23 protein-coding genes, 1 other RNA gene and 2 pseudogenes are annotated in these 25120 nt (G+C 32.4%); 24 read left to right on the top strand and 2 right to left on the bottom strand.

All coding sequences use genetic code 11. The features are described 5' to 3' along the window. The first annotated feature begins 124 nt into the window (after positions 1 to 124). Together ssrS and F1592_RS07145 are read left to right on the top strand one after the other, a co-directional pair. Positions 125 to 315: non-coding RNA, 6S RNA (gene ssrS, locus F1592_RS07150), on the top strand. Positions 316 to 405: 90 nt separating this feature from the next. Beyond that, positions 406 to 1182 (top strand): tRNA threonylcarbamoyladenosine dehydratase, encoded by a 777-nt coding sequence (locus F1592_RS07145; RefSeq protein ID WP_037536712.1) that lies wholly within the window; start codon positions 406 to 408, stop codon positions 1180 to 1182. 62 nt (positions 1183 to 1244) lie between these two features. On the opposite strand, the gene F1592_RS07140 is transcribed toward F1592_RS07145, so the two are convergent. Next, positions 1245 to 2513, bottom strand: coding sequence for a replication-associated recombination protein A (locus F1592_RS07140; protein WP_053016702.1), 1269 nt, complete (start codon positions 2511 to 2513; stop codon positions 1245 to 1247). A gap of 85 nt (positions 2514 to 2598) precedes the next feature. Here F1592_RS07140 and cymR point away from each other — a divergent pair, with 85 nt between their 5' ends. Both cymR and F1592_RS13760 read left to right on the top strand, forming a co-directional pair. Continuing rightward, positions 2599 to 3021: a cysteine metabolism transcriptional regulator CymR gene (cymR, locus tag F1592_RS07135; protein WP_033080142.1), complete on the top strand. Its 423-nt coding sequence runs from the start codon at positions 2599 to 2601 to the stop codon at positions 3019 to 3021. 139 nt (positions 3022 to 3160) lie between these two features. Beyond that, the gene (locus F1592_RS13760) at positions 3161 to 3295 is read left to right on the top strand and encodes an SAS049 family protein (protein ID WP_011275593.1); all 135 of its coding nucleotides are present in this window, start codon (positions 3161 to 3163) and stop codon (positions 3293 to 3295) included. A 220-nt stretch (positions 3296 to 3515) separates the two neighbouring features. Here the strand turns inward: F1592_RS13760 and F1592_RS07130 are convergent, their stop codons facing one another. Continuing rightward, the gene (locus tag F1592_RS07130) at positions 3516 to 4529 is read right to left on the bottom strand and encodes an LLM class flavin-dependent oxidoreductase (RefSeq protein WP_188294679.1); all 1014 of its coding nucleotides are present in this window, start codon (positions 4527 to 4529) and stop codon (positions 3516 to 3518) included. A 280-nt stretch (positions 4530 to 4809) separates the two neighbouring features. On the opposite strand from F1592_RS07130, the gene F1592_RS07125 reads away from it, so the two are divergent. The 20 genes and pseudogenes from F1592_RS07125 to F1592_RS07035 all read left to right on the top strand — a co-directional run bounded on the left by F1592_RS07125 (position 4810) and on the right by F1592_RS07035 (position 24923). After that, positions 4810 to 5949: a cysteine desulfurase family protein gene (locus F1592_RS07125; protein WP_149809634.1), complete on the top strand. Its 1140-nt coding sequence runs from the start codon at positions 4810 to 4812 to the stop codon at positions 5947 to 5949. 2 nt (positions 5950 to 5951) lie between these two features. Beyond that, positions 5952 to 7064: a tRNA 2-thiouridine(34) synthase MnmA gene (gene mnmA, locus F1592_RS07120; RefSeq protein WP_053016698.1), complete on the top strand. Its 1113-nt coding sequence runs from the start codon at positions 5952 to 5954 to the stop codon at positions 7062 to 7064. A 201-nt stretch (positions 7065 to 7265) separates the two neighbouring features. Then, positions 7266 to 7937 (top strand): tetratricopeptide repeat protein, encoded by a 672-nt coding sequence (locus F1592_RS07115; protein ID WP_188294680.1) that lies wholly within the window; start codon positions 7266 to 7268, stop codon positions 7935 to 7937. 1 nt (position 7938) lies between these two features. Beyond that, positions 7939 to 10380: an SF1B family DNA helicase RecD2 gene (gene recD2, locus F1592_RS07110; RefSeq protein ID WP_149809633.1), complete on the top strand. Its 2442-nt coding sequence runs from the start codon at positions 7939 to 7941 to the stop codon at positions 10378 to 10380. A gap of 299 nt (positions 10381 to 10679) precedes the next feature. After that, entirely contained in the window at positions 10680 to 13310 is a 2631-nt protein-coding gene (alaS, locus tag F1592_RS07105; protein WP_107609915.1) for an alanine--tRNA ligase, read from the top strand. 66 nt (positions 13311 to 13376) lie between these two features. Beyond that, on the top strand, positions 13377 to 13637 hold the full coding sequence (locus F1592_RS07100) for an IreB family regulatory phosphoprotein (protein WP_011275600.1): 261 nt from the start codon (positions 13377 to 13379) through the stop codon (positions 13635 to 13637). A gap of 3 nt (positions 13638 to 13640) precedes the next feature. After that, positions 13641 to 14069, top strand: coding sequence for a Holliday junction resolvase RuvX (ruvX, locus tag F1592_RS07095; RefSeq protein WP_037536693.1), 429 nt, complete (start codon positions 13641 to 13643; stop codon positions 14067 to 14069). Between the two features lie 14 nt (positions 14070 to 14083). After that, positions 14084 to 14398, top strand: coding sequence for a DUF1292 domain-containing protein (locus tag F1592_RS07090; RefSeq protein WP_011275602.1), 315 nt, complete (start codon positions 14084 to 14086; stop codon positions 14396 to 14398). A gap of 399 nt (positions 14399 to 14797) precedes the next feature. Further along, on the top strand, positions 14798 to 15433 hold the full coding sequence (locus F1592_RS07085) for an O-methyltransferase (protein WP_053016693.1): 636 nt from the start codon (positions 14798 to 14800) through the stop codon (positions 15431 to 15433). A gap of 2 nt (positions 15434 to 15435) precedes the next feature. Further along, positions 15436 to 16359, top strand: coding sequence for a peptidase U32 family protein (locus F1592_RS07080; RefSeq protein ID WP_053016692.1), 924 nt, complete (start codon positions 15436 to 15438; stop codon positions 16357 to 16359). Positions 16360 to 16375: 16 nt separating this feature from the next. Next, positions 16376 to 17644 (top strand): peptidase U32 family protein, encoded by a 1269-nt coding sequence (locus F1592_RS07075; protein WP_053016691.1) that lies wholly within the window; start codon positions 16376 to 16378, stop codon positions 17642 to 17644. Continuing rightward, the gene (gene udk, locus F1592_RS07070; RefSeq protein ID WP_037536685.1) at positions 17644 to 18267 is read left to right on the top strand and encodes a uridine kinase; all 624 of its coding nucleotides are present in this window, start codon (positions 17644 to 17646) and stop codon (positions 18265 to 18267) included. The genes F1592_RS07075 and udk overlap by 1 nt, the downstream gene beginning before the upstream one ends. Positions 18268 to 18342: 75 nt before the next feature. Next, positions 18343 to 18819, top strand: coding sequence for a transcription elongation factor GreA (greA, locus tag F1592_RS07065; RefSeq protein WP_037536682.1), 477 nt, complete (start codon positions 18343 to 18345; stop codon positions 18817 to 18819). A 532-nt stretch (positions 18820 to 19351) separates the two neighbouring features. Then, positions 19352 to 20080: a 5-oxoprolinase subunit PxpB gene (gene pxpB, locus F1592_RS07060; RefSeq protein ID WP_053016690.1), complete on the top strand. Its 729-nt coding sequence runs from the start codon at positions 19352 to 19354 to the stop codon at positions 20078 to 20080. Next, positions 20070 to 21074, top strand: a complete 1005-nt coding sequence (locus F1592_RS07055; protein WP_053016689.1) for a 5-oxoprolinase subunit C family protein — start codon at positions 20070 to 20072, stop codon at positions 21072 to 21074. Before pxpB ends, F1592_RS07055 begins: the two co-directional genes overlap by 11 nt. Positions 21075 to 21077: 3 nt before the next feature. Continuing rightward, positions 21078 to 21188, top strand: a pseudogene (locus tag F1592_RS14025) (acetyl-CoA carboxylase biotin carboxyl carrier protein subunit); the annotation flags it as partial. A 108-nt stretch (positions 21189 to 21296) separates the two neighbouring features. Further along, positions 21297 to 21527, top strand: a pseudogene (locus tag F1592_RS14020) (acetyl-CoA carboxylase biotin carboxyl carrier protein); the annotation flags it as partial. 13 nt (positions 21528 to 21540) lie between these two features. Beyond that, entirely contained in the window at positions 21541 to 22902 is a 1362-nt protein-coding gene (locus F1592_RS07045) for an acetyl-CoA carboxylase biotin carboxylase subunit (RefSeq protein WP_053016687.1), read from the top strand. Then, positions 22902 to 23654: a 5-oxoprolinase subunit PxpA gene (pxpA, locus tag F1592_RS07040; protein ID WP_037536671.1), complete on the top strand. Its 753-nt coding sequence runs from the start codon at positions 22902 to 22904 to the stop codon at positions 23652 to 23654. The genes F1592_RS07045 and pxpA overlap by 1 nt, the downstream gene beginning before the upstream one ends. Positions 23655 to 23666: 12 nt before the next feature. Next, a complete protein-coding gene (locus F1592_RS07035) occupies positions 23667 to 24923 on the top strand; it encodes an NRAMP family divalent metal transporter (RefSeq protein WP_037536669.1) in 1257 nt (418 codons plus the stop codon). Positions 24924 to 25120: the final 197 nt, after the last annotated feature.

Here is a 25120-nt window from a genome sequence, read left to right as displayed (position 1 = left end):
AAAACTATAATAATATTATGTAAACTCAATATTATTAAAATTCTGCTTCACAAAATATACATTCCTATCTAGTTCATAAGGATTTCTTTAATTAAACCTCTGTGGTAATATATAAACATAAGGTAGTCATCTGTATTGTTCGTACGTTTGCTTTTTATTTGGGCCTAACACTTTTTGATCAGGGAGCCCAATAGGTTTTCTTGCAGCGCACACGCCTCAATTGGAGGACTTGCAAAACAAGAAACAGGGCACCCACCTGTATATAGCAGGCCGAATGATCAAGCTTTTTATAACTACGGCAATCACGGACTCTACCGGTACGCAAGGCTTTATGTCTTGCGTATTTTTATTTGTCTTTTTCTGTTAACATATAGTTATCGTATTGTTTTTATAAAGGAGTTTAAAATGAAACATCAATTTTCAAGAAACGAATTAGCATATGGACAAGAGGGCTTAGATCTATTAAAAGAAAAAACAGTTGCAGTTCTTGGGGTAGGTGGTGTTGGTTCATTTGCTGCTGAAGCATTAGCTAGAACCAATATTGGTCATATTATTTTAATCGATAAAGATGACGTAGATATTACAAATGTCAATCGTCAAATACATGCACTCACTACAACTATCGGACAAAGTAAGGTCACTTTGATGGAAGAACGTATTAAACTTATTAACCCTGATTGTAAAGTAACACCACTTCACATGTTTTATACTGAGGAGACATATAAGGATTTATTTAATAATTATGATATTGATTACTTTATCGATGCAAGTGATACTATAATATATAAAGTTCATCTGATGAAAGAGTGTTTAGAACGAGGAATTAAGATGATTTCAAGTATGGGGGCAGCTAATAAAACTGATCCTACACGATTTAAAATAGCAGATATTTCTAAAACTTATATGGACCCTATGGCTAAAATTATCCGTAATAAATTAAAACGTCAAGGTATAAAAAAAGGTGTACCTGTCGTGTTTTCAGATGAAAGCCCTATTGTAATTCGTGAAGATGTAAAAGCAACCGTTGGAGATGAAAACGCCATTAATCGTAAAGGGCAAATGCCTCCATCATCAAATGCATTTGTACCAAGTACAGTAGGATTAATCTGTGCGAGTTACGTAGTAAATGACATTTTAAAAAATATACCTGTACGCCGTATTAAGGATAAAGGAAATATTTAAATAATAGACTATGAATCAAATTTAAAAGTCATTTATAATGGCTAATTGATTCATAGTCTTTTTTAGTTTTTGTTTCTTAAATTATCATAAATAGTTTTAAATTGTTGTTCACTTTTTGATGTTGATTTAGGTTCATAATAAATTTTATTTTTGAGTTTATCTGGCAAGTATTGTTGAATGACGTGTCCATTTTCATAGTTATGAGGGTACTTATAACCTATGGCACGACCTAAATCTTTAGCTCCAGCATAATGTCCATCTCGTAAATGGTCAGGAATTTGGCCAATATTACCTTTACGTATGTCACTAAGTGCACTGTCAATCGCAGTGATCGCTGAGTTGGATTTAGGTGATAATGAAAGCTCAATTACAGCTTGGCTAAGAGGAATTCTCGCTTCCGGAAACCCCAGTCGCTCTGCCGATTGAATGGCTGCAAGCGTACGTTGTCCCGCATTAGGTGAAGCTAACCCTACATCTTCATAACTAATGACTAATAAGCGTCTTACAATAGTCGGTAAATCGCCAGCTTCAATTAATCTTGCTAAATAGTGTAATGCAGCGTTTACATCACTACCTCTTATTGACTTTTGAAAAGCACTCATAACATCGTAGTGCATATCTCCATCTTTATCGCTTACGAAAGCACCTTTTTGCAAACAATCTTTAGCATCTTGAAGAGTAATATGTCTAATTTCATTTTCAACTGAAGCACTTAAAACAGCCAATTCAAGAGCATTTAAAGCACTTCTAACATCTCCTTGACTTTGCGTAGCAAAGTACTCTAATGCATCTTCATCTACTTTGGGATGATAATTAGCTAAGCCACGTTCAGAATCATTTAATGCTCTATTAATTGCGAGTCGCACATCATCATGATCCAATGAATACAGTTCGAATATTTGAGCTCTAGAGCGAATAGCTGGATTGATTGCATGATATGGATTTGAAGTTGTTGCACCAATTAGGACGATTTTACCATTTTCTAAATGTGGTAATAAGAAATCTTGTTTAGCTTTATCTAACCGGTGAATTTCATCTAATAAAAGAATGACTTGACCAGACATTTTGGCTTCTTCGACTACCATTTGCATATCTTTTTTTGAATTTGTAACTGCATTTAATTGTCTAAATTTATAATCAGTGCTACCAGAAATTGCTTTCGCAATACTTGTTTTACCAATGCCTGGTGGCCCATAAAATATCATTGATGATAATCTTTTGGTTTCAACCATTCGTCTAATAATACCTCTAGGTCCTACTAAATGTTGCTGCGAAATGATTTCGTCAATGTTAGTAGGTCTCATTCTTGAAGCTAAAGGTTCTGTAGTCACTATTTTCACACCTTTCTAATACTATCTTAACTGAAAAAATGCTAGAATGGTATTATATATTATTCGAATTAAGTGAGGTAATGTTATGAAAATATCAACGAAAGGGAGATACGGCTTAACTTTAATGATTTCCCTTGCTAAAAGAGAAGGGCAAGGATGCGTATCTTTAAAGTCAATTGCTGAAGAAAACAGTTTGAGTGATTTATATCTCGAACAATTAGTTGGCCCTTTAAGAAATGCTGGTTTAATTCGAAGTGTTCGTGGTGCCAAAGGTGGTTATCAACTTAGAGTACCAGCTGACGAAATTAAAGCAGGCGATATTATTCGTTTACTAGAAGGTCCTATAACGATAGTCGAAAGTATTGAATCAGAACCACCTGCTCAAAAACAGTTATGGTTAAGAATGAGAGATGCTGTTAGAGAAGTATTAGATAATACTACTTTAAAATATCTAGCAGACTATGTCGAAACTGATGATAAACTTGATGGTTACATGTTTTATATTTAATTTTAAAAATATGTTTATATAAAATTGTGTGTGGTAAATAATAATTGCAACAGTAAGGTACATTCTTTATTTTGTATCTCAGAATTAACATGATACTTGATCGAAAAAATATTCTTAAATTTGAAAGGAGAATTTCATTATGGGATTCATGGATAAAGCGAAAGATGCAGCAGATAAATTTAAAAATAGCGATAACGAACAAGTTGATAAAGCTAAAGACAAAATCAATGAATATACTGAGAAAAACAATGATGACAAAAAAGATGATAAATAATTAGTTTTCAAGCGATAACATTTAATGTTATCGCTTTTTTATATCAAAAGAAGTATTTACAATTTAAGTAATTCAAAACATTTATATTAAACTATATGTTGTTTTAGCACTAATAGCTAAATGTTTATAAGCACATAAAAGGAGTGAGATTAAATAATATCCCACTCCAAATTATGCCTTAATTCTCTCACTATCAATCAATATTAAATTTTAATATTGATTATTGATTCAATTTTTCAATAATATTCTGTAAACGAGTGAATGATTCAAATTGCTTTTCTTGATCATAAATATAGCTAATTCCCATGAGTTCATCAATTTCACCATATTCTTCAATAAATGCTTCTAACTTCTCTTTAACTGTTTCCTCTGAACCTATTAGCGAATCATTAAATCTTTGTTTAGCCATTTCAAATTCTCTAGGTGTTAGAAGAGCTTGTAAGTCATTTGTAGGTGGCTGTACTGGTTGCATTCTACCACGAGCAATACCAATAAATACTTGAGCTAAAGTGCTTGCTAAGTATTCAGCTTCTTCATCACTTTCAGCTACAATCGCATTCAAGCATACAATCATATAAGGCTTATCTAATACGTCAGAAGGTTCAAATAGTTCTTTATATATTTGAATTGCCTCTTTCATTTGCTGAGGTGCAAAATGTCCTGCAAAGACATAAGGTAATCCCTTACGTGCAGCTAAATGAGCTGAATCAGTAGATGATCCAAGAATATATAAAGGTACATTTTTACCAACAGCAGGATAAGCTCTTACATAAGCTTGTTTATTTCCAGGTCCAAAATAAGTTTGTAATTGTTCAACTTCTTCAGGAAACTCATAGACGCCATTATGCTGGTCACGTCTCAATGCGCTAGCTGTCATCATATCAGTCCCTGGGGCTCTACCTAAACCTAGATTAACTCTGTTTGGGAAAAGTGTTTCCATTGTTCCAAATTGCTCCGCAACTATTAGAGGAGCATGGTTTGGTAACATAATCCCTCCAGATCCAACTTTAATACGTTTCGTATGTTCAAGTGTATGTTGAATCAATAGAGAAGTTGCTGAACTTACTAAATTTGGTGCGTTATGGTGTTCTGCAATCCAGTATCTTTCATAATTAAGTGAATCTAACTTTTGAGCTAAACTGATCATATCCTCAATTGCTTGTTTATCACTCTGACCTTCTCTTATTGGAACTAAATTTAACGCAGATACCTTTAGATTACCCACAGTTTTCATCTCCTCATATAAAATTAATATGGTTCAGTTTAACAAGATATGTAGTTTAATTTATATTGAAATGCTCATAATCGATAATGTTAGTGAAAAAATATTGATACTTTAATTAAAAGTACATTTAAAAATATTTATAAGTTAATGTGGGGTTAATTTTTAAAGTGGTTGAGTGTTAAAATATAAATAATGGAAAAATTTATGTTTATGAACAATTATATAGAAAAAATTCTATACAGGTGCTATTATAGGAACATTGATAATATTGTGAGGAGTGTACTTAAAAATGGAAGTATATGCAGATTATGCTGCAACTACACCTGTCAAACCAGAAGTAATTGAAGAGATGATGACAATTTATAAATCACATTTTGGTAATCCATCGTCTATTCATTCTATAGGTAGAGATGCACGTCGTTATCTAGATGAATCAAGAAGAACAGTTGCTAAATTATTGAATGCTAAGCCTAGCGAAGTTATTTTTACAAGTGGCGCAACTGAATCAAATAATACAGCCATTAAAGGATTAGTTTACGCAAATGAACATCTTGGAAATCACATTATTACAACTAAAATTGAGCATCATTCTGTCCTACACGTGTTTGAACAATTGGAAAAAGAAGGCTATGATGTCACTTATTTAGATGTAGATGATACAGGTGCAATAGATTTAGATCAACTTAAAGAAGCATTAACGAATGACACTATTTTAGTTTCAATAATGTTTGTTAATAATGAAGTTGGAACTGTTGAACCTATGTATGATATAGAAGATATTGTTAGCGAGTCAAACGCATTATTGCATGTAGATGCAGTTCAAGCAATCGGACATTTAGATGTTAATTTTGAAGATTTTAAAATGGATACTTTAAGTTTGACAGCACATAAATTCGGCGGTCCAAAAGGTGTAGGTGTCTTATTAGTTAGAGATAAAACCCCAATTGAGTACTCTCAACTAGGAGGAGAACAAGAAACTAAACGACGTGCAGGAACAGAAAATTTAGCACAAATTGTTGGTTTGACAAAAGCACTAGAATTAGCACATAAGAATAGGGATAATAATAATTTACATTTAATGCAATTAAAAGAATTATTCTTAGTTAGCCTACAAGAACGTGCGATTCCTTATGAGGTAAATGGTTCTATGGTTGATACAACAGGACATATTCTAAATTTATATTTCCCATTCATAGACGTGGAAACTATGCTAACACTTTTAGATCTAGCTAACATTTATGTATCTTCAGGTTCTGCATGTACAGCTGGTTCAACAACACCTTCTCATGTTTTAGCAGCAATGTATGAAGATGAAGAACGTGCTAAACACTCAGTAAGATTTAGCTTTAATGAATTAACAACTGATCAAGAAATAAAATATATCGTAGCTGAAATTCACAAAATATATCATAAATTTAAGGAGGAATAAATGTGTCTAATAAAGATATACGTGTAGTTGTAGGTATGTCTGGCGGTGTTGACAGTTCAGTCACAGCTCATGTGCTAAAAGAGCAAGGGTATGATGTTATTGGAATATTCATGAAAAACTGGGATGACACTGATGAGAATGGTGTTTGTACTGCAACAGAAGACTATAATGACGTTATCGCAGTATGTAATCAAATTGGTATTCCATATTATGCTGTTAATTTCGAACAAGAATATTGGGATAAAGTCTTTACTTATTTCTTAGATGAATATAAAAAAGGTCGTACACCTAATCCAGATGTAATGTGTAACAAAGAAATTAAGTTTAAAGCTTTTCTAGAGCATGCACTTAAATTGGGCGCAGATTACGTAGCAACAGGACATTACGCAAGAATACGTCGTCATGATGATGGCCATGTAGAAATGTTACGAGGTGTAGATAATAATAAAGATCAAACTTATTTCTTAAATCAACTATCTCAACAACAATTGTCTAAAGTTATGTTTCCAATTGGAGATATTGATAAAAAAGAAGTTCGTAAAATAGCAGAAGAGCAAGATTTAGCTACAGCTAAAAAGAAAGACTCTACAGGCATCTGTTTTATTGGAGAGCGTAATTTCAAAACATTCTTATCACAATATTTACCAGCTCAAGCTGGAGAAATGCGTACGTTGAATGGCGAAAAAATGGGAATGCATAGTGGATTAATGTATTACACTATTGGTCAAAGACATGGACTTGGTATCGGTGGAGATGGTGATCCATGGTTCGTTGTAGGTAAAAATTTAGAAGACAATATTTTATACGTTGAACAGGGTTTCCATCATGATGCACTCTATAGTGATTATTTAATAGCTTCCGATTTTTCTTTCATTAATCCAGTTGATTTAGACAACGGATTTGAATGTACTGCTAAATTTAGATATCGTCAAAAAGATACTAAGGTGTTTGTTCAACGTGAAAGTCAAAATGCTTTACGCGTTACATTTGATGAACCAGTACGTGCTATCACACCGGGACAAGCCGTTGTATTTTATGATGAGGAAGTTTGTCTAGGTGGAGCAACTATCGATGATGTATTTAAAACAACAGGTCAGTTAAGTTATGTTGTTTAATTAAACAAACAAAAGATGGAGTTGTTGAGAGCCTGGGACATAATTCAATGCCTCAGGCTACAAATATATATTGGCAGTAATTGACTGGAAATATATTTTCGAAAAATATTGTTTATGTCTTGCTCCCAAATACTACTACATCTTTATTTTATAAAATACTGCGTTTCTCGTAAGATAATTTTAGGATTGGGTGGAATCATGATAACGAAACAAGATACGATTTATGAGTGGATTCAAAAGGGTCAACTTGAAGATGCTTTAAAAGCTTTATTTCAAAACATAGAAGAAGAACCGAATACTATTGAAAATTATATCAATGCAGGAATAGTATTAGCTGATATTAATGAAATTGAAAAGGCTGAGCGTTTCTTTCAACGAGCAATTACGATAGATGATAAAAATGGTGCAGTGTATTACAATTTAGCCAATCTATATTACGATCAAGGTAAATACCGTGATGCTATTAAACTATATCAATTGGCATCTAAATACAATATGGATAAAATAGATACTAATTACATGATTGGTATGTCATTTAACCAATTAGATGCTCCAAAAGAATCTTTACCTTACTTTATGACTGCAGCAGAATTAGATAATAATCAAGATGCGGAAGTTCAATTTCAATATGGTCTGGCACTATGTCATCTAGAAATGTTTAACCAGGCTATAAATCAATTAAATATTGTTTTAGCTATAGATTCAAAGCATGTCGATGCTTTATATAATCTTGGTTTAGCCACTTACATGGATACTGAAGATCTTGATTTAGCTATGTCTTATTTTGACAAGGCTATATCTATAGATCCAAATCACTTATTAAGTCAACATGCTAAGAAAACGTTTGAAGCTATAAAGAATGAGGAGGAGTAATATGTCTGACCCTACACTTTTTGATTATTCAATGATTAAAGGTACTGTAGATGCTATTTTATTTCAAAATACAGATAATTTCTATACAGTCATTAAAGTGGATACAATTGAAACTAATGAATCATTTGGTAATTTACCAACAGTTGTAGGGTTCTTTCCAAATATTGTGGAAGGGGATGTATACACTTTTAAAGGACAAGTGGTAGAGCACCCACGTTATGGCAAGCAATTGAAAGCTGACACTTTTGAAAAAGAGGTTCCTCAAACTAAGGATGCTATAATTACATATTTATCAAGTGACTTATTCAAAGGTATAGGTAAAAAAACTGCTCAAAATATTGTAAATACACTTGGTGAAAATGCGATAAATGATATTATGGCAGACGCATCAGTTTTAGAGAAGGTTTTAAATTTACCGAAAAAGAAACAAAAGCAGATTGCTGATCAAATTAACGCCAATCAAGAGTCCGAAAAAATTATGATTCGATTACATGATTTAGGCTTCGGACCTAAATTATCAATGGCGATTTATCAATTTTACCAATCCGAGACTTTAAACGTGCTCGAAAATAACCCTTATCAACTTGTTTATGATATTAAAGGAATTGGTTTTAATAAAGCTGATACATTAGCTAGAAATAATGGCATTAGTTTTAATGATCCAGAACGATTGAAAGCAGGATTATTATATACGTTAGAAGAAGAATGTATAAAACAAGGTCACACCTATTTATCACTAGATTATGCCATTGAAGTGACATTAGACATGCTAATGGATGCTCATTCCAGTGATAGCATCGATTCAAAACAGCTTGAAAATACTCTCGAATTATTAAATGAGGAACAAAAAATTATTGTAAATAATGAGCGAGTCGCCATCCCTAGTCTCTATTATTCCGAACTCAAAAGTGTTCAAAATTTATATCGAATTAAAACATACAAACATAAGCTAAAAGAAATAGAACAATCTGATTTGCAGATACATATAGGGGATATAGAGACTAGTAATAATGTGCATTATGCACCATCTCAAAAAGAGGCCTTACAAACTGCAATTAATTCTAAAATTATGCTTTTAACCGGTGGCCCTGGTACAGGTAAAACAACAGTAATCAAAGGAATCGTTGAGCTTTATGCAGAGGTACATGGTCTTTCTCTTAATTACTCAGACTATCAAGAAGATGACTATCCTATTGTCCTGGCAGCACCAACAGGTAGAGCATCTAAAAGATTGCAAGAATCTACAGGGTTAGAAGCAATGACAATTCATCGTCTAATTGGATGGAATCAAGAAACACAACCAGAAGACATTCTAGATAATGAAATTAAAGCAAAGCTCATAATTATTGACGAAATGTCTATGGTAGATACATGGTTGTTTCACCAATTTTTAAGTGCAGTTCCCCTAGATGCACAAATTATTTTAGTCGGTGATGAAGATCAATTACCTTCAGTTGGACCAGGTCAAATCTTTAAAGATCTTATTGATTCGAAGGCAATACCACGAGTTAATCTAACTGAAGTTTATCGTCAACAAGATGGTTCAAGTATCATCGATTTAGCGCATCGTATGAAACACGGTGAGCCAATAGATATTACAAAGCGTTATCATGATAGGAGTTTTATAAGTTGTAATGTCGATCAAATTCCTACAGTAGTTGAAAAAGTAGTTTCAAGTGCAGTTAATAAGGGTTATGATATGAGTGATATTCAAGTCTTGGCGCCTATGTATAAAGGTAACGCAGGTATTAAAAGATTAAATCAAGTATTACAAGATATTTTAAACCCCAAGGCACAAGATACACGAGAAATTGAATTTGGTGATATAAAGTTTCGTAAAGGTGACAAGGTTCTTCAGTTAGTTAATCGTCCTAATGATAATATCTTCAATGGTGACATAGGAATAATCGTTGGTATATTTTGGGCTAAAGAAAATGCTTTAAATAAAGATGTTATGGTTGTTGATTTCGAAGGTAACGAGATTACTTTCACTCGTCAAGATTTATTAGAATTAACGCATGCTTATTGCACATCTATTCATAAATCACAAGGGTCTGAATTTCCAATTGTAATTATGCCTATCGTTAAGCAGTATTTTAGAATGTTACAGCGACCAATACTTTATACAGGACTTACACGTGCTAAACAATCATTAGTATTACTTGGAGATTCAACCGCATTTGAGATTGGTTTAAATACGCAAGGACAATTACGACATACACAATTGCAAGAGCTAATCTTGTCATATTTTGATATAGACCATAAAGAAAGTGATGTAACAATTTCAAATACTTCTGTGAATAAAGATGAAGAATCGATGGATACAATTTACGACGTTGATACTAAAGATGATCAAATCATTTTAAGTGAATCTACGATATATCAAATCAATCCAATGATTAATATGGGTGATGTTTCTCCTTATGATTTTGCTGAGCGTTGACATTTAGTTTGAAAATACTTAAAATAAGTTTAAGTTCGCATGAAGATGAGTAGGCAATTATAACTTATATAGAGATGTACTGGTTGGTGAAAAGTGCAATGTATATTGTTGAACGCTACTTCATGTCATTTTTATATTTTAATTGAGTGATAAATGTTTTCTATCAAGCGATAATTTTTGCAGCTTAAAGATAGATTGTTTATAACTAGGGTGGTACCGCGAAAACGTTCGTCCCTTTTTTGAGGATGAACGTTTTTTGTGTTTTTTAGATAAAATATGTTGATATAGGAGTGTCGGAAATGAAAAATTTAAAGGCTAGTGAAATTCGTCAAAAATATATTGATTTCTTCGTCGAAAAAGGTCATATGGTTGAACCTTCAGCCCCTTTAGTGCCAATTGATGACGATTCATTATTATGGATAAATTCAGGTGTAGCAACTTTAAAGAAATATTTCGATGGTAGAGAAACACCAAGAAAGCCTAGAATAGTCAATTCTCAAAAAGCAATTAGAACAAATGATATTGAAAATGTCGGATTTACTGCACGACATCATACATTTTTCGAAATGCTTGGTAACTTTTCAATTGGTGATTATTTCAAAAAAGAAGCAATCCACTTTGCGTGGGAATTTTTAACTAGTGAAAAATGGATGGGCATGGAACCTGAAAAATTATATGTAACTATTCATCCTGAAGATATTGAAGCTTATCGTATTTGGAATGATGAAATTGGATTAGAAGAAAGTCGAATTATTAGAATAGAAGGTAATTTCTGGGATATCGGTGAGGGTCCATCTGGTCCTAACACTGAAATTTTCTATGATCGTGGAGATGAATATGGCCAAGATGATCCATCAGAAGAGATGTATCCAGGTGGGGAAAATGAAAGATATTTAGAAGTTTGGAACTTAGTATTTAGTGAATTTAACCATAATAAAGACAACACTTATACACCATTACCAAATAAAAATATTGATACAGGTATGGGACTTGAACGAATGGCCTCTGTTTCTCAAAACGTAAGAACAAATTATGAAACAGACTTATTTATGCCAATCATTCATGAAGTAGAAAATGTAGCTGACAAAAAATATTTAGTAAACAACGAACATGATATTGCCTTTAAAGTAATAGCAGACCATATTCGTACAATTGCATTTGCAATTGCTGATGGCGCTTTACCTGCGAATGAGGGAAGAGGTTACGTTTTACGTCGACTTCTACGTAGAGCAGTCAGATTTAGTCAAACTCTCGACATTAATGAACCATTTATGTATAAGTTAGTTGACATCGTTGCTGAGATAATGGAGCCATATTATCCAAACGTTAAAGAGAAAGCTGATTTTATTAAGCGTGTTATTAAATCAGAAGAAGAACGTTTCCATGAGACACTTCAAGAAGGTTTAGCAATTTTGAATAATTTATTAGCTAAAGCTAAATCATCTAATAATGAAATTAACGGTTCAGATGCGTTCAAATTATACGACACTTATGGATTCCCAATTGAATTGACAGAAGAATTAGCTAGTCAAGAAAACATCTCTGTGGATATGGCAACGTTTGAAAAAGAAATGGATCAACAACGTACTCGAGCTAGAGAAGCTCGACAAAGTTCACAATCAATGCAAATCCAGAGTGAAGTTCTTAAAAATATTACCACTGAAAGCAAATTTGTCGGATATGAAACTACAGATTATCAGACTACGTTAACTGATTTAATTTATAACGGAGAGAAAGTTGAATCTGCTGAACCAGGAGAAACTGTATATTTCATTTTAAAAGAAACTCCATTTTATGCAGTTAGTGGTGGGCAAGTAGCTGATAAAGGAACAGTAGGTAATGAGAACTTTGAGATTGAAGTAACTGAAGTAACTAAAGCACCTAATGGTCAAAACTTACATCAAGGCGTCATCCAATTTGGTCAAGTTACAGTTAATAGTGATGTAGATGCAAGTGTTAATAGGGATGAAAGAAAAGACATCCAAAAAAATCATAGTGCCACTCATTTACTTCACGCTGCATTAAAAGAAGTATTAGGTGAACATGTAAATCAAGCAGGTTCGTTAGTTGAAAGTGAGCGTTTGCGTTTCGACTTCTCACATTTCGGTCCGATGACTCAAGACGAAATTGATCAAGTTGAAAGACGTGTAAATGAGGAAATTTGGAGAGGTATTTCAGTTAATATACAAGAGATGCCTATTAATGAAGCAAAACAAATGGGTGCTATGGCGTTATTCGGAGAAAAATACGGAGATATTGTGCGCGTTGTTAATATGGCACCGTTCTCTATTGAGCTATGTGGTGGTATACATGTTGATAATACTGCAGAGATTGGGCTATTTAAGATTATAAGTGAATCAGGTACAGGTGCAGGCGTTAGACGTATTGAAGCATTTACTGGTAAGTCAGCATTCTTACATCTAGAAGATATTCAAAATAAATTTAATTCTATTAAAGATCAAGTTAAAGTTAAATCTGATAATCAAGTATTTGATAAAATTATCCAGCTACAAGAAGAAGAAAAGAACCTTCATAAACAATTAGAACAACGAAATAAGGAAATCACTTCACTTAAAATGGGCAATATTGAGGATCAAATAGAAGAAATTAATGGCTTTAAAGTACTAGCTACAGAAGTTGAAGTTTCTAATGCTAAAGAAATAAGACAAACTATGGATGATTTCAAATCTAAACAACAAGATGCTATTATAATCTTAGCAAGTGATTTAGGTGAAAAGGTATCACTAATAGCAACTGTACCAAAAGATCAAACAGATAAAATTAAAGCTGGAGATATCATTAAGAATATGGCGCCATTAGTTGGTGGTAAAGGTGGCGGTCGTCCAGATATGGCTCAAGGTGGCGGTACGCAACCAGAGAATATCTCAGAAGCATTACGCTTTATTAAAGATTACATTAAAAAACTATAACTTTGTAATCAACTAGTGTAAAATTGGTGTATGTAAGATAATTCGTTTTAGAGGAGTGTCGCATCTATGGATAATATTGATAAAACAATGAAGTTTGACTATGAAGAAATTCCGAAAGATAATGTTGAAACAGTGTTAAACAACGTACACCGAACTTTAGAAGAGCGTGGTTACAATGCTGTAAATCAAATTGTAGGATATTTACTCTCAGGTGATCCTGCATATATACCTCGTCAAAATGATGCTCGAAATCAAATTCGCCACATTGATCGTGACGTTATCATGGAAGAACTCGTTTCAAATTATTTAAAAGAGAACAAGAAGTAGTATATGTTAACGCACAAAATTTTGGGTTTGGATGTAGGTAGTAAAACAGTTGGCGTAGCTATAAGCGATTTAATGGGTTGGACTGCCCAAGGATTGGACACTCTAAGAATTAACGAGGAACTAGAAGATTTTGGTATAGATCAATTAGTGGCCATTATTAAAGAACATAACGTTGGTTCTGTAGTAATTGGTTTACCTAAGAATATGAATAATTCTATTGGCTTTCGTGGAGAAGCTTCGTTAAGATACAAGGAGTTACTCAAAGAAAGCTTACCTGATATAGAGATAATTATGTGGGATGAACGATTAAGTACTATGGCAGCAGAGCGTTCATTACTTGAAGCAGATGTATCTAGACAAAAAAGAAAAAAAGTAATTGATAAAATGGCAGCAGTATTTATATTACAAGGCTATTTAGATTCAATCCAATAAAGGAGTAATAAACAATGACTGAACATAATCATAACCACGATGTAGAATTAGATATTAGTAATGAAGAAGAGTTATTAACTTTATTCGATGAAAATGGTAATGAAGTTTTATATCGTAAAATGTTGGAATTTTACCATCCAGAATTTAAAAAAGAATATGTTATTTTAGCTGAGGAAGGTGCTCAATCTGACGATGATGACATGATTGAATTGATTCCAATGATTAATGAACCTGATGAATCAGGCGATGGTGGTAAATTAGTACCTATCGAGACTGATGAAGAATGGGACATGATTGAAGAGGTAGTTAACACAAACATGGAAGAATAGTTTTCTAGATTTAATTCTTAATACTAAAACAAACTTAAATTAGCTGACTGAACTGTCAATATGTGATTTAATTTATAATTCAGAACAGTAATTTTATATAAGGAGTGGGATAATGAATTCAATTCGAGTTCTATTCTGCTCCTTTTTTGATTGATCAAATCATATTTTTTTACATATTACATCTTAAATTACAATCAAATATATGATAAAATATTTAAAGTTAAATTCTTATAGGTAGACAATGAGTTTTAATAAATATTTAAATCAGTCATACATTTATAAGTATAAGTTATCCTAGCACGGTTAAGTTTATTTAAAACTTTTAAAGTTTAGCGGATAACTCCATATCGACTGGTTTATTTTTTAATGTCATTTTGTCTTTAAAAAGGAAGTAAATAAATGGAAGCTAACCAGCAGTATTTATTGGAGATACATCGTAAAACAGATAATAAAATTGAAACGTTAAGAGAATATGCGGAGCAAAATGCTGTACCAATTGTCGATAGATTATCCCTAGAGATGATTAAACAATTAATTCGGATACATCGTGCGAAAAACATTCTAGAAATTGGCACTGCAATAGGATATAGTTCAATGCAATTTGCATCCGTATCAAATGATATACATATTACGACTATAGAGCGTGATGAGAAAATGATTACACAAGCTAAATCAAATTTTGAAACTTATGGCTACTCATCACAAATAAGACTTATAGAGGGAAATGCTTTAGAGCAATATAATGAAGTCAGTGATAAACAGTATGATATTATTTTTATTGATGCAGCAAAAGCTCAATCAAAGAAATTCTTTGAATATTACACACCACTATTAAGAAATGGTGGATTAGTCATTACAGATAATGTTCTATATCACGGCTTTGTGTCGAATATAGATATCGTACGTTCAAGAAATGTTAAGCAAATGGTTAAAAAAGTTCAAAAATTTAATGATTGGCTAATTAGTCTAGAAAATTACAGTACTAACTTTATAAATATGGATGATGGGTTAGCTATATCAATTAAAGGAGAATAATTATGACGGAATTACTCGTTACTCCTAAATCATTAAGTCATTTAGAAACACTAATAGATATTGGTGCAGATGCATTTGTCATTGGTGAACAAAAATTTGGGTTAAGATTACCAGGAGAGTTTAATCGTGAGGATATTAAACAAGCAGTCAAATTAGCGCATGAGCATGATAGAAAAGTATATGTTGCTGTAAATGGCATTTTCCACAATTATCATTTAAATGCATTGGAAGACTATATTAATTTCTTACATGAAGTTAGAGTAGACCGAATTATATTTGGTGACCCTGCTGTCGTCATGTATGTCAAAAACCAACATAATCCGATACCACTAAATTGGGATGCTGAAACTATAGTAACTAACTATTTCCAATGTAACTATTGGGGAAAAAGAGGTGCCAAACGAGCACTTCTAGCGAGAGAATTAAACTTAGATGAAATAATAAATATAAAAGAGAATGCAAATGTTGAAATTGAAGTTCAAGTACATGGGATGACTTGTATGTTCCAATCTAAACGCATGTTGCTTGGGAACTATTATACTTTCCAAGATAGACAAATGAAGATTAAACGTGAAAATGATGATAAAGAATTACTCTTATATGACGAAGAACGTGATAATAAATATCCTGTATTTGAAGATTTTAATGGTACACATATAATGTCTCCAAATGATATCTGCTTAATTGAAGAACTCGAGCCACTATTTGAAGCTGGAATTGATTCATTTAAAATAGATGGAATTCTGCAAAGTGAAGAATATATAAACACTGTTACAGCTCAATACAGAGAAGCTATAGATTTATATAATGAAGATCCTGAAGCATATGAAGATGAAAAATTCATGTTAGTAGATCCAATTGAAGCAATTCAACCAGAACATCGTCCATTTGATGAAGGATTTTTATATAAACAAACAGTTTATTAAAAGGAGGCGCTAAAAAATGAAAACATTGACTGAAATTCAAACACAAGAGAAAAGTAAAATTAAAAAGCCCGAATTATTAGCGCCTGCTGGTAATTTAGAAAAATTAAAGATTGCAGTACATTATGGTGCAGATGCAGTATTTTTAGGTGGTCAAGAATATGGTTTGCGTTCTAATGCTGATAATTTTACTATGGCTGAAATTAAAGAAGGCGTTGAATTCGCAAATCAATATAATGCAAAAATTTACGTAACTACTAATATTATCGCTCATGACGAGAATATTAAAGGTCTGGAAAACTATTTAATTGAATTAGAAAAAACGGGTGCTACCGGAATCATTGTTGCAGATCCTTTAATTATTGAAACTTGTAAGCAAGTTGCTCCTAAATTAGAAATACACTTATCGACACAACAGTCATTGTCTAATACTAAAGCGGTTCAATACTGGAAAGAAGAAGGTTTAGATCGAGTGGTATTAGCACGTGAAACTGGTGCGATGGAAATGAAAGAAATGAAAGAAAATGTAGACATTGAAATTGAAGCATTTATACATGGTGCCATGTGTATTGCATATTCAGGTCGCTGTACACTTAGTAATCATATGACAGCTAGAGATTCTAACAGAGGTGGTTGTTGTCAAAGTTGTCGTTGGGATTACGATTTATTAGAAGTAGATAATGACGGTGAACTTGATCTTTATTATCAAGATGGAGACGTCGTACCATTTGCTATGAGTCCTAAGGATTTAAAATTAATTGAATCAATACCTCAAATGATGGAAATCGGTATCGACTCTTTAAAAATAGAAGGGCGCATGAAATCTATTCATTATATAGCTACAGTTGTATCAGTTTATAGAAAAGTTATTGATTCTTATGCTGAAGATCCTGAGAATTTTAAAATTAATCCTGAATGGTTAATAGAATTAGATAAATGTGCTAATAGAGATACTGCACCAGCATTTTTTGAAGGTACACCAGGATATGAAGAGCAAATGTTTGGTGTTCAACAAAATAAAAAATCACCTTACGATTTTTGTGGATTAGTAATAGATTATGATGAAACTACTCAAATTGCTACAATACAACAAAGAAATCACTTTAAACCAGGTCAAGAAATTGAATTCTTTGGACCTGAAATACAAAGTTTTAGACAAGTTATTGATGCCATATATGATGAGGAGGGCAATAGTCTAGATGCTGCTCGTCACCCACTTCAAATTGTACAAATCAAAGTAGATCATCCAATTTATCCTAAGAACATGATGAGAAAGGAAATTAGATAATGGCAAACACAACAATTATTGGTATTGCCGGTGGTTCAGGATCTGGTAAAACAACAGTTACAAACGAAATCATGAAGAATTTAGAAGGCCATAGTGTCGCATTACTTGCTCAAGACTATTATTATAAAGATCAATCGCATTTAACATTTGAAGAGCGATTAGAAACAAATTATGACCATCCCTTTGCATTTGACAATGATTTGCTAATAGAAAATTTAAAAGATTTACGAAATGGTCATGCAGTCGAAGTTCCTACATATGATTATTCTAATCATACGCGTAGTGAAGAAACCATTGCATTTGAACCTAAAGATGTTATTATCGTAGAAGGTATATTTGCTTTAGAAAATAAAACACTACGTGATATGATGGATGTTAAAATATACGTTGATACTGATGCAGATTTAAGAATTCTTAGACGGCTAGTTCGTGATACTAAAGAACGTGGTCGATCTATGGAATCAGTAATTAACCAATATTTAAATGTTGTCAAACCAATGCATAATCAATTTATTGAGCCTACTAAGAAATATGCAGATATTATCATTCCAGAAGGTGGAAGTAACAAAGTTGCAATTGATATAATGACTACTAAAATTCAAACATTGGTTAGTAAACAATAAGTAAGTTACAATATGTATCAAAAATCTATATATTTAATAACTAAACCATATTAATTGAAAAAGGAAGATGACATAATGGAAAATCAAAAACAATATCCAATGACTCAAGAGGGTTATGAACAATTAGAAAAAGAATTAGAAGAATTAAAAACAGTTAAACGTCCAGAAGTTGTTGAAAAAATCAAAGTAGCACGTTCATTTGGTGACCTATCTGAGAACTCAGAATATGATGCCGCTAAAGATGAGCAAGGTTTTATCGAACAAGATATTCAACGTATTGAACATATGCTTAGATATGCTCTAATCATTGAGGATACTGGTGATAACAACGTTGTACAAATTGGTAAAACTGTTACTTTCATTGAGTTACCTGGAGATGAAGAAGAAAGCTATCAAATCGTGGGCTCTGCAGAGTCAGATGCATTCAACGGTAAAATTTCAAATGAATCACCAATGGCTAAAGCTTTAATCGGTAAAAGTTTAAAAGATGAAGTTCGTGTGCCTCTACCAAATGGTGGAGAAATTAATGTTAAAATTGTAAATATTAAATAGATAGATTTTTTCTGAATAAAGTTTTACAAACTCTTTAAATATCTTACTATTTACATTAATAAAATGCATATTTATATTGGCTATGAAGAAATCAAGTATCAATGATTTCTTCATAGCTTTTTTAATAACCCAATAATGTTATTGTATTAATTTTAATTAAGTGATATTAAAAAAGTTAACAGCTAGAATATGATAATTTTAAGATAGAATTATACTTTATGTTACAAAAAAACATATATATTTTATCAAATTAATTTGAAAATCTGAACTTTTTCATGACAAAATTAGTTTTATATGCTTAAATAACAATGTAAATACAATTGAATCATTTGCGAATTACACTATAAAGTAAGCGATTACATTTCGTCTCGCTTTTTTTATTATTCATAATTTGAAATACTTATTAAACAACTAAGATATTATAATGTTATAATTTTTTTATACATATCAGTAAAATATGATTATTTAAAATATTGAATCATTTTTTAAGGCGCAAATATACAATTAATAAAATTAAAGGGGAGGCAATGGATTGGAAGTTAAAGTTATAAATGAGCAATCGCTATTGCTTTATTTCAAAGAAGAAATAAGTGAAGTTAATTATCAAGAGGTTGATTTAACTACACAACATATTCTGTCCAAAAATATTCCAGATATTAAAGATGTTATCCCATCATATCGAGCTATTATGATTAATTTTAATAATGATTCAATCGATTACAAACAATTGATTGAAAAATTAGAATTAGATAAGCTCAAAGTTTCAAAAGAGGATACATACTCTGAAAAGAACGTTATACATATTCCTGTACTATATAACTTAGAAATGGGACCTGATTTAGAAGAGGTAGCTAGTTATAACAACTTATCTATAGAAGAAGTTGTTCAAATCCATACAACTAATGAATACCTTGTATATATGCTAGGTTTTATGCCTGGTTTCCCATTCTTAGGTGGGTTAGATGAACGTATTCATACACCTAGAAGATCTGAACCAAGAGTTAAAATTAATGCTGGTTCAGTTGGAATAGCTAACAATCAAACAGGTCTATATCCTTCTGATTCACCTGGAGGATGGCAAATTATTGGAAGAACACCTTTAAAAGTCTTTGATCAATATTCTGAACCAATGACATTGTATGAAGCTGGTGATTATATTAAATTCTACTCGATAGATGAGAATACGTATAATCAAATTGAAAGTGAAATCAATGACGGAAGTTTTAATAAAGAAAAGTGGGTGACTCGTAGTGGGCATTAAAATTTTGAAACCAGGTCTTTTCACTACCGTTCAAGATAAAGGCCGTTTTGGATATCAACATTTAGGTTTCTCCGGGTCTGGTGCAATGGATCAATTTAGTTATAACTTAGGACGTAAACTAATCGGAAATAGCGGTCCTAGCCTAGAATTTACTATCATTGGACCTACAATGACTTTTACTCAAGCTAACACCTTTGTAATAACAGGTGGTCAATTTAATGCTAAATTAAATAATATTAATATTTCCAATAATAATGTCTTATTAGCAAATAAAGGCGATGTACTTGAATTTGGGCCAGCAATAAAGGGTGCACGTGGTTATATTTTCTTTGGTCATCCCCTTGATATTGAGATGGTTGCTGGTAGTTACTCTACGCATACAAGAAGTAAAATAGGTGGTTTTGATGGTAGAGCTTTGAAAAAAGACGATCATATTAAGGTTGTGCAAAATAGCAACTTTAAGGTTAATCTTGGAAAATCAAGCGACTATGATGCAATAGAACAAGACAATATTATTCATATTATAGAAGGTCCTCAAGTAAATGCTTTCTCCCGTGAAAAAAGAAAGACCTTAGTTGAATCGGAATATAAAATATCTGACCAATCAGACCGAATGGGATATAGACTTATCGGTGACAACATTCCACCAGATAATGGAGCTGATATCATATCAGAACCTGTAGGGTTGGGTAGTATCCAAGTTCCAAATGATGGCAATCCGATAATACTTTTGAATGATAAACAAACAGTTGGTGGTTATACAAAAATTGCTACAGTTAGTCAATTAGACCTTAAAAAACTAGCTCAATTTAAGCCAGGTGATGTGATACAGTTTAAATGGATATCTGTGGATGAAGCGAATGCTATGTTAAAAAACTTTAATCAACAATTTGAAGAGAAATTAGAATCAGTGACAAAGGCTCCAATATTTAATATGCATTCAATGCGAGCAACATCAAAAAAATTAGCAAAATTAATTGAAGAGGAGAAATAATAGATGAATATAAAAAAAATAGAAGAAGTTATTAACTTAGTTAAATCAAATGGTGTTAAACGCTTTAAATTTAAGGATAATAAAAGCGAATTAGAATTAGATTTCACTGAGGGTTATCAATCATCTAATGTGTCTTCAAACCAAAACTTAGTAAGTACAAACACTGTAAATGATGAAAATCTTCAACAAGTTCAAACGAATGCAAGTGAAGAAACTTCTAAAGAAATCTCTTCACCAATGGTGGGTACTTTCTTCTTACAAGATAGTAAAGAGTTAACTAATCCACAAATTAAAGTTGGAGATAAAATTAAAGTTGGTGACATTATTGGTTATGTAGAAGCGATGAAAGTTATGAATGAAATAACTAGCGATGTAGATGGAGAAGTTGTTGAAATAGTAGCAGATCATGGTACAAACGTTGAATATGATCAAGTACTAGTAAAAGTTAAATAAGGGGGACAGCTAAATGTATCGTTGTTTAGTAGCAAATAGAGGAGAAATTGCGGTCCGTATTATTAGAGCCTGCCGTGAAATGGGAATCGAGACCGTTGCGATATATGCTAAAGGAGATGAGCAAAGTTTACATGTTAGTTTAGCTGATCAATCAATTTGTATTGGTGAAGCAAATCCTTTAGATAGTTATTTAAATATTGAGCGAATTATTGGAGCAGCAGAAATTACAGGGGCTAATGCAATCCATCCAGGATATGGTTTTTTATCTGAAAGTACAACTTTTGCTGAAAAAGTAGAAGAAAATAATATTCAATTCATTGGTCCAAGTAAGAATACAATGGAACTAATGGGTGATAAAATAACTGCTCGACAAACTGTAGATGATGCAGGTGTTCCTGTAATTCCAGGATCTAAAGGTGCAGTTAATTCAGTTGATGAAATAAAGGAACTAGCTGAAGAAATTGGCTATCCTGTTGTTTTAAAAGCAGCAAGTGGTGGTGGCGGAAAAGGCATCCGTATAGTAAAAGAGCCAGAACAACTTGAAAAATCCCTTAAAGAAGCGAAAAGCGAAGGACAAAAATACTTTAACGATGACAGAGTTTATGTTGAAGCATTTATACCTGTGGCGAAACACGTGGAAGTACAAATTATTGGTGATGGTAAAGGTAATTATGTACATTTAGGCGAAAGAGATTGCTCGGTTCAACGTAAAAACCAAAAATTAATAGAAGAATCTCCTTGTGCCGCTTTAACTGAAGAGAGACGCCAACAGATATGCGCAGATGCAGTTGCAGTCGCAAAAGCATCAAATTATAGAAGTGCAGGTACAATTGAATTTTTAGTAACTAAGGATGCCCACTACTTTATTGAAATGAACGCTCGTATTCAAGTAGAACATACTGTTACAGAGATGCGCGCTGATAGAGATTTATTACAAGCCCAATTATACTTAATGCAACATGATAAATTACCATTTTCTCAAGATGATATTGTGTTTAATGGACATGTAATTGAAGCGCGTATCAATGCTGAAAATCCAGAAAAGAAATTTCAACCTACCCCTGGTAAAGTTAAAAAGTTACATTTACCTCAAGGTTTCAACATACGTGTCGATTCTCTGTTGTATCCTGGGTATCAAGTATCACCTTATTATGATTCGCTAGTTGCTAAAGTTATAGTAAAAGATACTGATCGTAAAACAGCTATAAACAAATTAAAAGTAGCACTTGATGAAATGGTTATAGAAGGATTTACAACAACTGCAGACTTTTTATATGCAGTTTTAAGTTACCCACTTTATGCAGATGATGACGCAAGTGAAGTAGATATTAAATTCCTTGAAAAACATCAAATAATCGAAGGAGTGGAGTTATAATGCGCATAGACTTAAATTGTGACTTAGGTGAAGCGTTTGGAAATTACTCATTCGGTGGAGATAATCAAATCATTCCATTAATTACATCAGCTAATATTGCTTGTGGCTTCCATGCTGGCGATGAAAATGTCATGTATGACACAATTAAACTTGCTAAAGATAATGGTGTAGGTATTGGAGCTCATCCTGGATTACCAGATTTAAAAGGATTTGGTCGTCGCAATATGGATATTACACCAAAAGAAATCTATAATTTAGTTGTTTATCAACTTGGTGCGTTAGATGGATTTTGTAAGGTACATCAAACACGTATTAATCATGTTAAACCTCATGGTGCACTTTACAATATGGGTGCTAAAGATAAAAACATTGCACATGCAATTGCTCAAGCTGTATATGATTTTGATTCTTCACTAATCTTAGTAGGGTTATCAAATACATTATTAATAACTGAAGCTGAATCATTAGGATTACGTACTGCATCTGAAGTGTTTGCTGACAGACGATATGAAGACAATGGTCAACTCGTTAGTCGTAAAGAGGCAGATGCAGTAATCACTAATACTGAAGAAGCCTTAGATCAAGTTTTAAAAATGGTAATTGAAAATAAAGTTGTTAGTAAAAACGGAAAAGAAATTGATTTAAAAGCTGATACGATTTGTGTGCATGGAGATGGGGCTCATGCACTAGAATTTGTATCACAAATTAGAGAAAAATTAACGAAAGAAGGCATTGATATTCAATCCTTATAAGGGGGAGCTATTATGGGAGAAAACTTAAACCAAAATCCAAATCAAGAAATTAATCCAAATGAAAAGGAATTTAAATTCACAAAAAATCACAGACGATTACTGTATGGTTCTGTATTCTTAATGGCAACTTCAGCCATTGGACCAGCTTTTCTAACTCAAACCGCTGTATTCACTGCAGAATTTTACGCTAGTTTCGCATTCGCAATATTAATTTCCATTATAATTGATATTGGAGCACAAATTAATATTTGGCGTGTGCTTGTAGTAACTGGACTTCGTGGACAAGAAGTATCTAATAAAGTTATGCCAGGTCTTGGTACTTTAATTTCCATACTAATTGCATTTGGAGGACTGGCATTTAATATTGGTAATATTGCCGGTGCTGGCCTAGGGTTAAATGCTATGTTTGGATTAGATATTAAATGGGGTGCTGCAATTACAGCTATCTTCTCAATATTAATCTTTGTAAGTAAAAGTGGACAAAAAATCATGGATGTTGTATCGATGATTTTAGGTGTTGTTATGATACTAGTAGTTGCATATGTTATGGTTGTTTCAAATCCACCATATGGAGATGCTTTAGTTCACACATTTGCTCCTGAACATCCGGTTAAATTAATTTTACCAATTATTACACTAGTCGGAGGAACAGTGGGTGGATATATTACATTTGCTGGTGCACACAGACTTTTAGATTCTGGAATGAAAGGGAAAGAATTCTTACCATTTGTAAACCGTTCTGCTATTGCTGGTATATTAACAACTGGTATTATGAGAACGTTATTATTCCTTGCAGTATTAGGAGTTGTGGTTACTGGAGTAACATTAAGCGCTGATAACCCACCTGCATCTGTATTTGAACATGCAATAGGACCTATTGGTAAAAATATTTTCGGTGTAGTTATTTTTGCTGCTGCTATGTCATCTGTTATAGGATCAGCATATACAAGTGCTACATTCTTGAAAACATTACATAAATCATTATTGACTAAAAATAATCTTATTGTAATTATCTTTATTGTTGTTTCAACTTTAATTTTCTTATTTATTGGTAAACCTATAAGTTTACTTATTATTGCTGGTGCAATAAATGGTTGGATTTTACCTATTACACTTGGAGCTATTTTAATTGCAAGTCGTAAAAAATCTATAGTCGGAGATTACAAACACCCTACATGGATGCTTATTTTCGGTATAGTAGCAGTGATTGTAACAATTGTAACTGGTATTTTCTCACTACAAGATTTGGCTACGCTTTGGAAAGGCTAAAATTTCATTAATGAGGCACACTCATAAAGCGCTTATATAATTCTTAAAGGCTATTTCTATTAAAATTTAATAGAAATGGTCTTTTTTTTTCAGGCTCTACGTCAAAACGGACTGATGAGTCCAAAAATTGAGATTAAGCAACCAAAGGTTGTTTAATATCTTTTTTTGTTGTTGAGGCAAATAGTCGCGAAGTTATA

It is taken from the genome of Staphylococcus sp. GDX7P312P (assembly GCF_008385775.1).
GTDB classification, from domain to species: domain Bacteria; phylum Bacillota; class Bacilli; order Staphylococcales; family Staphylococcaceae; genus Staphylococcus; species Staphylococcus haemolyticus.
Note: the sequence above shows the minus strand (reverse complement) of the source record. Positions and strands in the feature narration are given on the sequence as shown.

Bases quoted from the DNA above. Each gene is read 5' to 3' on its own strand.
- F1592_RS07035 (WP_037536669.1), top strand. From the start codon at position 23,667: ATGGGAGAAAACTTAAACCAAAATCCAAATCAAGAAATTAATCCAAAT.
- alaS (WP_107609915.1), top strand. From the start codon at position 10,680: ATGAAAAATTTAAAGGCTAGTGAAATTCGTCAAAAATATATTGATTTC.
- F1592_RS07145 (WP_037536712.1), top strand. From the start codon at position 406: ATGAAACATCAATTTTCAAGAAACGAATTAGCATATGGACAAGAGGGC.
- recD2 (WP_149809633.1), top strand. From the start codon at position 7,939: ATGTCTGACCCTACACTTTTTGATTATTCAATGATTAAAGGTACTGTA.
- F1592_RS07100 (WP_011275600.1), top strand. From the start codon at position 13,377: ATGGATAATATTGATAAAACAATGAAGTTTGACTATGAAGAAATTCCG.
- F1592_RS07075 (WP_053016691.1), top strand. From the start codon at position 16,376: ATGAAAACATTGACTGAAATTCAAACACAAGAGAAAAGTAAAATTAAA.
- F1592_RS07125 (WP_149809634.1), top strand. From the start codon at position 4,810: ATGGAAGTATATGCAGATTATGCTGCAACTACACCTGTCAAACCAGAA.
- ruvX (WP_037536693.1), top strand. From the start codon at position 13,641: ATGTTAACGCACAAAATTTTGGGTTTGGATGTAGGTAGTAAAACAGTT.
- F1592_RS07085 (WP_053016693.1), top strand. From the start codon at position 14,798: ATGGAAGCTAACCAGCAGTATTTATTGGAGATACATCGTAAAACAGAT.
- cymR (WP_033080142.1), top strand. From the start codon at position 2,599: ATGAAAATATCAACGAAAGGGAGATACGGCTTAACTTTAATGATTTCC.
- F1592_RS07130 (WP_188294679.1), bottom strand. From the start codon at position 4,529: ATGAAAACTGTGGGTAATCTAAAGGTATCTGCGTTAAATTTAGTTCCA.
- pxpA (WP_037536671.1), top strand. From the start codon at position 22,902: ATGCGCATAGACTTAAATTGTGACTTAGGTGAAGCGTTTGGAAATTAC.
- greA (WP_037536682.1), top strand. From the start codon at position 18,343: ATGGAAAATCAAAAACAATATCCAATGACTCAAGAGGGTTATGAACAA.
- F1592_RS07090 (WP_011275602.1), top strand. From the start codon at position 14,084: ATGACTGAACATAATCATAACCACGATGTAGAATTAGATATTAGTAAT.
- F1592_RS13760 (WP_011275593.1), top strand. From the start codon at position 3,161: ATGGGATTCATGGATAAAGCGAAAGATGCAGCAGATAAATTTAAAAAT.
- F1592_RS07080 (WP_053016692.1), top strand. From the start codon at position 15,436: ATGACGGAATTACTCGTTACTCCTAAATCATTAAGTCATTTAGAAACA.
- udk (WP_037536685.1), top strand. From the start codon at position 17,644: ATGGCAAACACAACAATTATTGGTATTGCCGGTGGTTCAGGATCTGGT.
- F1592_RS07045 (WP_053016687.1), top strand. From the start codon at position 21,541: ATGTATCGTTGTTTAGTAGCAAATAGAGGAGAAATTGCGGTCCGTATT.